The sequence below is a fragment of the Lysinibacillus sp. A1 genome (assembly GCF_000801965.1).
Taxonomy (GTDB): domain Bacteria; phylum Bacillota; class Bacilli; order Bacillales_A; family Planococcaceae; genus Lysinibacillus; species Lysinibacillus fusiformis.
Genome location: NZ_JSZM01000035.1, coordinates 41319 through 53933, shown reverse-complemented (window position 1 = coordinate 53933; position 12615 = coordinate 41319). Strand labels below are relative to the sequence as shown.

Annotated in this window: 10 protein-coding genes and 1 pseudogene; 10 read left to right on the top strand and 1 reads right to left on the bottom strand. The window is 34.3% G+C overall.

Annotation, left to right across the window (positions count from 1 at the left end):
- Window positions 1–235 precede the first annotated feature (235 nt).
- The 6 genes and pseudogenes from PI85_RS21030 (at window position 236) to PI85_RS21005 (ending at window position 6698) form a co-directional block, all read left to right on the top strand.
- The gene (locus tag PI85_RS21030) at window positions 236–673 is read left to right on the top strand and encodes a MarR family winged helix-turn-helix transcriptional regulator (RefSeq protein WP_025115223.1); all 438 of its coding nucleotides are present in this window, start codon (window positions 236–238) and stop codon (window positions 671–673) included.
- A 324-nt stretch (window positions 674–997) separates the two neighbouring features.
- Window positions 998–1876 carry an Hsp33 family molecular chaperone HslO gene (gene hslO, locus PI85_RS21025; RefSeq protein ID WP_036125993.1) on the top strand — a complete coding sequence of 293 codons (879 nt, stop codon included), beginning with the start codon at window positions 998–1000 and terminating at the stop codon, window positions 1874–1876.
- Between the two features lie 341 nt (window positions 1877–2217).
- Window positions 2218–3309, top strand: a complete 1092-nt coding sequence (locus tag PI85_RS21020; protein ID WP_036125991.1) for a low temperature requirement protein A — start codon at window positions 2218–2220, stop codon at window positions 3307–3309.
- A gap of 516 nt (window positions 3310–3825) precedes the next feature.
- Window positions 3826–5136, top strand: coding sequence for an opine metallophore biosynthesis dehydrogenase (locus PI85_RS21015; RefSeq protein ID WP_036125989.1), 1311 nt, complete (start codon window positions 3826–3828; stop codon window positions 5134–5136).
- An 83-nt stretch (window positions 5137–5219) separates the two neighbouring features.
- Window positions 5220–5972 (top strand): SDR family NAD(P)-dependent oxidoreductase, encoded by a 753-nt coding sequence (locus PI85_RS21010; protein WP_036125987.1) that lies wholly within the window; start codon window positions 5220–5222, stop codon window positions 5970–5972.
- A gap of 18 nt (window positions 5973–5990) precedes the next feature.
- Window positions 5991–6698 (top strand): annotated as a pseudogene (locus tag PI85_RS21005) (GNAT family N-acetyltransferase).
- A gap of 63 nt (window positions 6699–6761) precedes the next feature.
- On the opposite strand, the gene PI85_RS21000 reads toward PI85_RS21005, so the two are convergent.
- Entirely contained in the window at window positions 6762–8240 is a 1479-nt protein-coding gene (locus PI85_RS21000) for an L-lactate permease (RefSeq protein WP_036125985.1), read from the bottom strand.
- Window positions 8241–8382: 142 nt separating this feature from the next.
- On the opposite strand from PI85_RS21000, the gene PI85_RS20995 reads away from it, so the two are divergent.
- From PI85_RS20995 to PI85_RS20980, 4 genes are all read left to right on the top strand, one after another.
- On the top strand, window positions 8383–8949 hold the full coding sequence (locus PI85_RS20995) for a helix-turn-helix domain-containing protein (protein ID WP_036125982.1): 567 nt from the start codon (window positions 8383–8385) through the stop codon (window positions 8947–8949).
- Between the two features lie 364 nt (window positions 8950–9313).
- The gene (locus tag PI85_RS20990) at window positions 9314–10438 is read left to right on the top strand and encodes an ABC transporter (protein ID WP_191967697.1); all 1125 of its coding nucleotides are present in this window, start codon (window positions 9314–9316) and stop codon (window positions 10436–10438) included.
- A 17-nt stretch (window positions 10439–10455) separates the two neighbouring features.
- Window positions 10456–11667: an ABC transporter gene (locus PI85_RS20985; RefSeq protein ID WP_036125979.1), complete on the top strand. Its 1212-nt coding sequence runs from the start codon at window positions 10456–10458 to the stop codon at window positions 11665–11667.
- A gap of 11 nt (window positions 11668–11678) precedes the next feature.
- Window positions 11679–12599: an ABC transporter ATP-binding protein gene (locus PI85_RS20980; protein WP_036125976.1), complete on the top strand. Its 921-nt coding sequence runs from the start codon at window positions 11679–11681 to the stop codon at window positions 12597–12599.
- The last annotated feature ends 16 nt before the right edge of the window (window positions 12600–12615 follow it).

Sequence of the window (12615 nt, the reverse complement as noted above, 5' to 3'; positions counted from 1 at the left end):
TGCACTATTTTATTTAATTGTAATTTTATATCCCGTCGTATAGGACTGAACAGCTCGTGTGGTAGTTGCCTTGTGAAATCCGATAAAGGGCTTAGGGCAAATAGTTTCTCAACATTCGTATCCGCTCATGAATTGCGAACAAAAAAATCATTGAGAAAGAAAGTGAAGAACATTAAAATGAGTCTATTAGTTGAAATAACTTCAAAATTGAACTATTCTAAAGGCGGTGATACGAATGGCAAATACACAATCACATGAAGCAATTTTATTTAATACCATAATTTCTACCGCTGTACAAGATGAACTAAAGCATGAGTTAAAACGATTAGGCTATAATGACTTAGCCCCAAGCCATTTTATGCTGTTATACATTGTGTACAAAAATGGCGGACGCATACAAATTAAATGTATTTGTGATACAATGCTCAAACAAAAATCAACCATTACTGAAATGATTATCCGTTTAGTCAAGACTGGTTATCTTGTAAAAGAGGGAAATAGCGAGGACAAACGAGTAATGTATGTCGTTGCAACTAAAAAAGCACTGGATGTCCAGACATATTTTGAAGAAATTTTTGATCATCTTACAAAGAAAATGTTTCATGGATTCAGTGAAGAGGAAAAAGCTACCTCTTTTACTTTACTCCAAAAAATGTTAGGTAACTTAAGTTAGAGCAGATATGTTCTAACTTTTATTCCCCCTTATAGTTCATAATTGAACTATTTGTTTTCTATCAGCGGTTTTTGCCCCATCAAAACGATGATTTATGTTCTTTGGTAGGAATAAGTGAACTATCGTTATCATGGACATGTGAAAGAGATCAAATGCCCTTAAATTATAGATATGAAACTGAAGGCTTAGGTAAATCAATAGCACGATAATCGGATCATTGAATCGTCGATGGGAAAATTGTTGGGCTAGGGGCGTCAGAAATGCTGATTTATGAAGCGGAACCCTCAAGCATCTATTAAAAAATTGAAGAAATGAGAGATAATAATGAAGGATTATTTAGTGAAAGGTTTAGCATATAACGGACAAGTTCGGGTTATAGCAGCAAGAACAGTCGATACAGTAGGGGAAGCTCAACATCGACACTATACATGGCCGACCGCATCAGCAGCATTAGGACGTTCAATGACTTTCGGCGTGATGCTTGGTTCTATGTTAAAAAATGAAGACAAATTAACGATTCGTATAAATGGTGGGGGTGATTTAGGTACAATCCTTGTTGACGCTAACGCAAATGGTAAAGTACGAGGCTATGTAACAAACCCGCAAACACATTTTCCCCTAAACAGTATTGGGAAATTAGATGTTAGAAGAGCCGTAGGAATAGATGGTATGGTAACCATTTCAAAAGATATCGGTCTACAACACCCCTTTGTAGGACAGGTACCTATTATTTCAGGGGAATTAGGAGAAGATTTCACATACTATTTAGCACAGTCTGAGCAAATTCCTTCTTCCGTTGGGGTAGGAGTTATCGTTAACCCTGATAATACAATCCAAGCAGCAGGGGGCTTTATTATTCAAGCATTACCTGGCACGGAGGCAGAAATTATTGAAGAAATTGAAAAACGTTTAGAAAATATTCCAACGATTTCAGCAATGGTACGTGATGGACTAACACCAGAAGAAATCCTAACAATGGTTGTAGGAGAGGGGAATGTAAAAATTCTCGAAACACAAGAAGTCCTATTCCAATGCACTTGCTCAAAAGATCGCTCAACGAATGTGCTAGTGAGCTTAGGTAGCGAAGAACTCCAAGATATGATCGATACAGATGGGCAAGTAGAAACACAATGTCATTTCTGTAATGAAACGTATCTATTTGACAAAAATGAATTAGAAGCAATGTTAGAACAAGCCGTTTAATCTTTAAATTTATAAAAACACCTCCTTTGAATGTGATATCCAAAGGAGGTGTTTTTTCTACAATAGCTAAAGTTTTGGCATATGTACAAGCATTTTAGATTTTTCATCCCCCTATTTCTGTAAATATAGGTCTATTTTTAATCAGCTTTGCTCTGTTATCCATTTTCATAATAGCATTGTTAAGTGGGTTGGACCGTATTCGCAAGGTAAACAAAAAAGGAACTGACTCCAGTTCCTTTTTGTTTGCCTAAAATTTTTTGATTTAAACTTAAACAGGTTCTTTATTAAGAAAAACATTTTATTATATGATTAGCTAATAGGATTTGAAGGAGTATGATGAGATGGAAGAAAAGAAAATAACATGGTTAGAACTTTTTTATGATTTGATTTTTGTGGCAGCTGTTTCAACTGCCACTAATGTATTACTACATGTTGAAAAAGGTGAAATTCGCCCAGAGTATTTTTTGAAGTTTGTTTTAATATTTATCCCTATCTGGTGGTCTTGGGTAGGACAAACATTGTTTATTAATCGTTTTGGACAAGATTTTTTACACCAAAGGATTTTTACAATATTCCAGATGCTATTTGTCCTGATTATGACATCTAGCTTATCGGTTAACTTTGATCAATACTATTTGCCATTTGTAATTGGCTATATTGGATTAAGAGCCCTTACAGCGGTCCAATATCTAGTTGTTCACCGTTTTGAAGAAGGCAATAGAAAGGACGTTGCTCACTATTTAGGCACACGTTTTTGGATTGGCATAATCATCTCCTGTTTTTCTATCTTATTTGATTCATGGATTCGCTATAGCATATTGTATATAGGCATTCTGATTGATATCCTTGTACCTTTTTGGGGACGTAAATATTTGGTGAAGGCTCCGACTAATACATCTCATTTATTAGAACGTTTTGCTTCATTGACATTAATCCTTTTCGGAGAATCAGTTGTTAGCACCTTGTATGTGCTGCAGCCACAAAAAGGGGATTGGGATTCTATTTTATTTTCAATCATCTCGTTTATTTTAATTGTTTCGATGTGGTGGCAGTATTTCGAAAATGTAGAAAAGAAAGTGGACAAATCAATCGAAACATCTGGTCAGACCATTATTTATGGCCATCTTTTTGTATTAATGTCTTTGAGCATGATTGCCGCTTCCATCAAGCTTCTGTTTTTAAATGAGGTTCGTTATTCATTTGATTTATATTTTATATTCGGCTCTGTATGCCTATATTTCATGACAACTACTATAGTTTTTCATCAGTATAGGTTTAAACAAGATCGTTTAACGCTTTATCATTTAACATTATTTATTGGGATCTTAGCCACTTTCTTTATCATTAATTTGATAGTAGAAGTCCCAAACGTTGTCATCATGGGAGAGTTGACGTTGTTTTTTATCATATACGCTAAATTAACAACGGCATGAATAAAATGCTATAGATCTAAAAGACATGCTTATTTAAGTACTAAACGAAAGATGTCTAGGAATATCTTTGTTCTAAAAATTTTTAAAAATAATTCATTTCGTTTTTGACCTCTGCTGGCTATAGCCAATTAATTCAATAAGCATAAGGCTATGAATGATGATCATTCATAGCCTTTTTAATTTTATCGATAATGTAAGCCTATACAATTTTCTAACATCATTTATGGCTTCTAATTTATCGAGAGGGCTTCTGACGTCCAGTAGCGAAACCATTCTAGAATCTTCTAACCACTACCAAAATGAAAGCTAAATCAAAGATGACATAAAAATACAATTTATACTGTGACATTAAAGTAAAAGATACATCGAAATAGTCATAAAGGATACGGCATATATTGAATTTTAATGGAGATGAGCTACCATCTTTTTTAATGATTCAATGTAAGAAGTAGACCAGACAAAATGAATAATGAGGATCAAAAAGAACAATGACTTTTTATAGATGAGGAGAAAGGTATGACATATTTTAATAGTGTGTTGATATTAGGAACAGGACCAACAGCCATTCAATTAGCTGTAAATTTTAAAAGTCATCTTAATAGTAAAGTAGCCATTGCAGGTCGTGAATCTATACGTTCTAAAATTTTCTTTGAAACTATCGTTCAACATCAGCTTGCACTTCAGGTTTCTATTCAAAATACACAACATCAATCTGTTGCAGGAGAATGTACAATTGATGGATTATTTAAAGGGTACCATACAATATACGGTAATTGGGATACAGTTGTACTAAGCGTTACTTCAGATTCCTATATTACTGTATTAGAACAAATAGATATCAAAGTCTTGAGAGAAGTTAATTGCTTTATATTAATTTCACCAACGTTCGGCTCTAGTCATTTAATTACCAATTTCTTAAAGAATGTATCTCCACATGCTGAGGTCATTAGTTTTTCAACTTATTATGGAGATACTAGATGGTTGGATGACATTCCTTCCAATAAAGTTGTGACAACAGGGGTAAAGAAAACGGTTTACATCGGATCCACTCAAGCAACATCAGAAATAATAGATGAACTTTGTACATTATTTAATCGTTTGGGAATTCAATTAAAAAAAGTACCATCTCCGCTCGAAGCAGAAACAAGAAATATCTCTTTATATGTACATCCTCCTTTATTAATGAATCATTTTTCATTACAAGCCATATTTGATGAACAAAACACGCGAAAATATGTGTATAAACTTTATCCTGAGGGTCCTATCACGTATACAACAATCCGTCTTATGCTAAATTATTGGAAAGAAATGATGGCAGTTGTGAATTATTTTCATATTCAACCTCTTAATCTATTAAAGTTTATGGTGGATGATAATTATCCTGTGCATCCGGAAAGTATTGATAGACAGGAAATAGAGAATTTTAATCAGCTGGAGCCCATCCATCAAGAATATTTGCTCTATATTCGTTATGCCTCTTTGTTAATTGATCCATTCTCTAAACCAGATCAAGATGGAAAATACTTTGATTTCTCAACAGTGCCTCTTAGGAGGATTTTTATTAATCAAAATGGCGAATGGGATGTTCCTCGAATGCCAAAAGAGGATTATTATCGAGTGAAAATCATACAAGGGATTGCCAAAGCGTTGAAATTGAAAAGTCCGACGTTTGATGATCTTGTACAAACCTATGAAGAAAAACTGCGACAAGTAGTTGCATCCTCAGACCTTAAAACTTATTCAGATGCCTTTCAAGTAAAATCTTTTTCACAAGACATCAAAATGATAAGCAAGGAATTAATGTCAAATCCAAATACAAAAGAGTGATAATTATTTTGGCAAATTATACAGAGACACCTTCTTTAAAAGATGTATAATTATGTAAAAATATTTTTATTAGGAGAGAGGCTATGCATAACTTATCTGGCAAGGTTATTCTCATCACAGGCGCGAGCTCAGGTATTGGGCTTGCTACCGCCGAGTTATTGGCGGCTCAGGGCGCTAAAGTAATTATTCATTATCATACAAATATGAAGGGGGCCGTGGAGGCTGTCCAACGTATTCATGAAAAGGCTGGAGAGGCGATTGCCATTCAAGCTAATGTTAAGAATAGAGAAGAAGTAATTACAATGGTTGAACAAGCTATTTCCTCCTTTGGCACAATTGATGTGTTAGTGAATAACGCAGGTGGTGGCATCCGCCAAAGTACATTTATGGATATGAGTGAGGAGCTTTGGGAGGAAACGTTTCAATTAAATGTCACTAGTGTTCTCCTATGCTCCCAAGCTGTATTAACATATATGATTCCCGTAAAATCCGGAAAAATCATCAATGTCTCTTCAGCGGCTGCACGAATTGGAGGGGCAGGGGAAAGTATCCATTACGCATCTGCAAAAGGGGCCATAAATACAATGACCATTGGCATGTCCAGAGAGCTAATTGACTATGGAATTATTGTGAACGGGGTAGCGCCTGGAATAGTAGAGACACCTTTTCACGATAAATTCGCTCCTGGCGATCATCGTCTTGAGCGGCTGTCTACTACTGTACCTATTAAACGGGCTGCAACAGCTAGAGAAGTAGCAGAAGTTATTGCCTTCCTTTCTTCGGATGCCGCCAACTATATTCTAGGTGAGATTATAAATGTTAGTGGTGGAAGATAAATAATAGAGTAGATAACCGTGATAATCCATCATCCATCTGGACTAATTTGGTTAGGTAATAATGATGGATTTATATTTTTTGGAAGTGAGCAAAATGAGGAATTTAAAAATGAATTAAACGATTTCATTGACAATATAATTATTCCAGCAGCAAAAAAAGTGCAACTAAAATGGTTTGAAGGCGTTGGCAATCATGAAAAATGGAATCCTATTATTGCAAGCGTTTTTGAACATCACCATTTAGGGAGCTGGCTTCAAAGAGTTTACACTTTACAGCAGGGTGATTATAAAGGGGACACTGTACCAATAGTGAATCATGAATATGAACTATGTAAAATCTCTGCTTCACTTCTTGACAATAAGGATCACTCAATCCATAACATCGTTTTTTTGCAATCCAAAATAGAAGCGTTTTAGTCTTCAACTGATATTTTCCTCAGCAAGGGCATGGGCTATTGTATCATTCATCGACAAGAGATTGTGAGTACATGTATTTCAGGCTTTGTTGCTGCAAATGTACATGGCATAGATATCGAAACGATAGAGGCTCACCAAGGAAAAAACTTAGCTCAAACACTCTCACACCATTATGTTCAAGAATGTTTAAAGAATAATTGGATTGCCTATTGGGATTGTATGGATATGAACAAGCCTTCTATTGCAATTGCAGAAAAAATAGGGTTCCGAAATATGTTTCATTTTACTGGCTATGAATTTTCTTTTTAACTTAGATAGAAAATGATGAAGATTTTTAACTAGAATCCACTTTCAAAGTGGATTCTTATCATGTTATCGGAATATGAAAAACAGGAATAATTCAATTAAAATAATAGTCAAAGTTCCTAAACCTACAAAAAGTATCTTTTTTTGGATTTCATTTTCATCCGTACTTATTTTACATACCGAACAGCTTAAAGCTACCCTCGAAGGATTGACCATTGTCATTAACGAAGAACTTACATTTTGCGAACATGCCACTAGAATAGGAGACATTCCTATATGTAGGGCTGTTTCTGTTTGTAATCTAATGAACATCGTATTTGAAGCGGTGTTACTTCCTGTTAAAAAGCCACCAATTGCACCGATTAAAGGTGAAACAAAAACATAGAACTGACCAAAGGATTGTGCCGCTAGTAAAGAAAGTAACTGAATCATTTTTGCCTCGGACATGATCTCAGAAACAACTACATACAAAAAAGTTGTTATGATAACTGGATAGCATTTTTTGAAAGTCGACATAATACTTTCACTTATTTCTAAAACCTGTAGTCGATAGAAGAAAATAGTGAAAATACACACGATACATAGAAAAAAGCCAGGAGAATACAAAATGGATAGTTCAAAATTATATTTTTCAATCGTTAATAGGAATGTCCTTGATAAATAATTTTTTAGAGGAATAACCATTCTTGAGATAAATAAAAGGACTATTAACAGTAAATAGGGTGTTATATTTTTAATTGTATTTGATCCTTTTTCTAGTGAAGCCGTCCCATGCGTTGTATTCCTTTTTTTAATCATCAAAAAAATAACGGAGATGACCGTTAAAGATCCAAATAATCCTGCAAGCTCTACACTCACAAATCTATTGCATACCCAAACAGAAGCCCCTAATATAAATCCTACAAATAATACGGTGAATAGCCTTTTCTTCAAAGCTCTAAAGCCTACTCCTATGTAAACTACTAATAGGGCATAGTAAATATAAATGGGTAAACACATTATAGCACTGCCCATCCCCATTTTATCTAAATCTACATTACCTAATGTTGCCCCGATTATTGTTCCCATGGCGAGAGTTCCCCAAGGAATGATACATAAACTAATTAAGGCAATAAGAGATGACTTCATTGGACTAAATCCTAATGCAATAAGTAAAGGAGCTATGACAATGACTGCCAAACCAAAGCCACTAACAGATTCAATTAATGGGGATAGTCCTAATGCTAAAATGAGAATTTGAAAAATCTTATCATCGGTAGCTTTAGTAATAGAGGAAGCTATTCCATCAATGGCTCCCGCTTTATCCATTAAGTGAAACAAAAAAATACCGAAAAATAATATATAGGCGATAACGGACGTAGTTAGCGAGCTTTTCATGATCGGTTCTGTTAAATCAAATATGCTACTATGAAAGAAAGGGGATAGTGCAATAGCCGCTGTTAAAAAACAGGCTACTATTCCAGTAAAGATGGAAGACTTTTTCAAAACAAAAATCATAAACATAATACTAATTAAAGGTAGGATAGCAAGTAAAAATTTTAACAATTAAATCACTCCCTTTGATTTTATGATATTTTCCTATAGTGTATTTTTTTGTTCTATAGTGTATTATTTTACGTTAAAATCCGTAAAAGGGAAGAGTTTTTTGAATTTTAACTCATTTAAATTAAAGAATGGAGAAATACTAATGGAATTTGGAAAACAAGTAAATTTTATTAGAAAAAAAAGAGGCATGAGTTTACAGGAGCTTTCAGCGTTGAGTAAAGTGAGTACATCTATGCTATCCCAAATTGAACGTGGCGGAAAAAACCCAACAATTACTGTAGCTTGTCAGATTGCGGAGGCTTTAAATACCACTTTATCGGCATTATTAGATTCGCAAGAAACTAGAGAAATAGTAGTGATAAGAAAAGAAAATAGGCCCGTGTACTTTGATGAAAGCTCTGGTTTTCAGAGGCATTTATTGTCTCCGTCCTTTCCGTCAAGAGGAATTGAATTTGTCAAAAATGTAATTTCACCCCTTTCAGAATCTGGAATATTCCCAGCCCATCAATCTGGAGTAAAAGAATACATATATGTGGAAAAAGGTAGCTTAAACGTGGAACTATCAAAAGGGGCTTATAACGAGCAATTAAATGAGGGGGATTCATTCTTTTTTGAGGCAAATACGGAGCATAGATTTATCAATGAGACGGATTATGAATGCATTTATTTTTTAGTTATTGATTCAACTCAGAGTAAGAATGGTAGTTGAACTGCCATTTTTAGATGTCTTATTAATAATTGATCCATTGAGGACTGTCAAAAGCAGTCCTTTTATTTATGTCGTTTATAAATGTACCAGTTACATTAAAATCTGTTTTAAAAGCAGCACACACTTGCTCATTACTACTAAAATAACAATCTAGAAATACACAACAAGAAAAATACTTAGAATGGTTAAAGAGTTCAGCTATTATAAAGTAACTAAATTTTATAGTTTCATTTGCTATCCATCCAATAAATAGCCGTCTTTTTATTCGTACTATTCACAACCTTTAAAATACAAAAAATTGAAAAAATATCCACGAAGCATTATCATAGTATTCTAAAGACTTTCACAATTAAAGGCGAGGAGGATGCCAGTGTTAAAAGCGTTAAAAGTAGGTCTAGTGATTGAGCGAGCGAATCGAAGAAATTTAGTTGCACTAATTGCTGTTGTAATGATCGTTTTTGGCTTTATGTTTTATATAAAGGCGCAAGCCGTTGGTAATCAGCTTATTGAGAAAAAGGGTGATTATTATTCAACACAGGCTATACTATCAAAGTTTCAAGTGAAGGATGCTTCAGAAACAGGTGATGGTAGCGACATATTTAAAAATTTAACGAAGCAAAAAAGTAAGATTGCTTTGCAAATAGCCACATTAACGATGGACAGACAATCCATGTATTATGAGGCTTCACTTCAGCTTGCTGAATTACGACAAGAGGCATTCCAATTAGAAGGATACCAAGATATCGCAGAATTATTACCCTCTAAATTACAAAATTCGATGGACTATCTTTATTTTAAATGGATGAATGATGCGGGAAGGGATACAATAACCGACTTATTTCAATACATACCTTTCTTATTATTTTTCTTTAGTTACGTAGGTGCGGGCTGGTACATATTTATTAGCTTCCAAACAAGTTCTATTTTGCTAGATGATTTTGAGCATTCTAGTTTAATTCAAGGCTTCCCTGTTCGTTTTGATTCCTATATTTTATCTAAATGTATGATTTCTTTGTTAACCATCCTAACAAGCTTTTTACTCATTTTTATTTGCGCTAGTCCTTTGTGGATCGTACATGGACTTGGTAACCCACTGGATCCTGTAGGAATTTACGTAGGAGATGCTGTATTAATCTCTTCTGTCCAATATATCGCGATGAGCCTTGGCTATATGTTCGTCATCTCCATTTTCGTCATGCTGCTGTCGATTATATTAAATGTATTACTGAAAAATATGTATTTAACATTATTCGTACACTTTATCTTGTTCTTTTTACCGATGATTTTCCCATCTTTAATTAGTGTATTTCCTTATAATCCTTTCAATTTCATGAACTTCAATGATATTTTACGAGGCGTACCAGTAGATTTAGCACAGCCTGTTGATATTACGATGAATCTAGGATTATTTATATTGTTTATTTGTATTATTTTAATGTTATTCGCTATTAAAACGTTTTTCTCAACAGGCAAAATCAAACGGGCATAGGGGAGGTACTCATTAGCATGTGGAGTTATTTCAAATTTGAATTCAAACAATTTTTTACGAATAAGAAAAACGTAGCCATCTATTTTTTGCTTGCTTTTGCAACCTTCTTTTATGTGTTTAAAATAGCACCCGCATATAATCCGATTGAACAAGTTGAATATGAAGAAATTGAGGCTCGCTATTTAACACGGCAGGAATTTTTAGATTCGATGGAAGGTCAAAATATATATAGACTACATCCGTCCATCATCTTTGCAATTGATATATTTAAGCAAATTAATCCAATAGATAAAGCGAGATTAGAAGCATTAGATGAGGGGGATCTAAAAAAATATGCAGAGGTAACGCGTGATTGGTACTACTTTACGAATGCCATTACATACAAAAGTGATTCATTCTCCTATAACTCAAAGTATTTTATAAAAAAAAATGATTATGCAGAAGATGATGCCTTTTATGCTTATTTAGAGCAGGCAGCCCGTTATGATACGTATGCGAACGCAAAGTATGAATTATCAACGGAAATTTTCGAACAGCGGACAGCGCTTCAAACGTTCGAGCGTTTATTAAAGGGATTACTACCTGTTATTTTAATTGTGTGTGTACTACTTTTAGCCATTGATATCGTCACAAAGGATCGCCGTCATCCATCCATTATCAAAGGATTTCCAATTAGCGATTGGAAAAAGCTATTAGTGAAAATGGTTGTTGTCCTACTAGGGAGTTTAGTATTATTTGTACCCCTTATAGCTGGGCTCATTATTATAGGCTTACAATCCGGCTTTGGAAATTTCAATTTACCATCACCAATGTATGCTCCTCATCTCGATTGGCGTCAGGAAGGTAAATTTGAACCGATGACTTTAGGGATGTTTTTAGGACAAACCCTCATTCTGCTTTTAACTTGGTTTATGGTCATCATCAACGTAGTGCTATTGTGCAGTATCCTATTCCGTAACGAGATGATGAATTTCGCCATCGGCTTACTCCTTATTTTTGGGGAGAAGTTTTATTTCAGCCGATATGTTGGTTACTTTTGGGATATTCAAATCTACCCAACTTCTTACATTCAAGTCGGACAAATTGTTTCAAAACAACGAAATTTTTATTATATGAATGATTTTTTAGATTTCAATTTAGGCGTACAGTTGTTACTTGTCTTAGCTGTAGTCGTCATGTTATTCATGCTGCTTACTGTTATGAATAGACGTTATAAGCTAATTAAATAGGGGGGACACAGATGATTGATATTCAAAAAATTACTGTGCAATTTGCGAAAAAAACAGTGTTACATGATATTTCAATGACATTTGAGCAAGGAGAAATGATTGGACTTGTTGCACCAAATGGAACAGGAAAATCCACATTTATGAATGTGTTGATGAATTATGTAAAGCCTATGAAAGGGAAAGTAGTATTTAAAGATGGACTATGCTATTCGAATAAATCAAATGAAGTAAAAATTCATAGTTTTGTGTCGATGATGCCAGACCAAAGTGACTTGTATAATCACTTAAGCGGGCGCGAACATTTAAAAATGTTTGCAACAATGTGGCAATCTGATTTAAAACTTATAGATGAAACCATTGAAATATTGAATATGGGGCATTATGTAAATAAAAAAACAGGCACGTATTCCCTCGGTATGCGTCAGCGACTATGCTTTGCTATGCAAATAGTTACGGATACGGACATTATGATGATGGACGAGGTGATGAACGGACTTGATCCAAATAATGTGGAAATTATTTCGAAGATATTAGTAGAGAAAAAGGCGGAGGGAAAGGTTATTATTATTGCCTCACATTTACTCGATAATTTAGAGAAATATGCAGATCGAATTTTCTTGTTCAACGAAGGAAAACTAGTGGATACGAATCAAATAATAGAAGGCTTCAGTCAAGCGCATATTAAAACGATTCGCGTGAACAATATGGAGAGTGCAACTGAAAAACAACTGTCCGAGCTGTTTCCAAACATAAAGCTGCAAACACTTACAAATGGTATAACATTAATTCATTTACCAAGCTCTGAAGCCGCTTTATTAGGTTCACTTACATCTTTTTTAGTAGAGAGAAATGTAGTGGATTTTGCATTCGGAAAAGTGACACTAAATGATTTGTATTCTATGTATTATCATGAGTATAAAAATGTGACCTAGTTATTTGAATTTTATG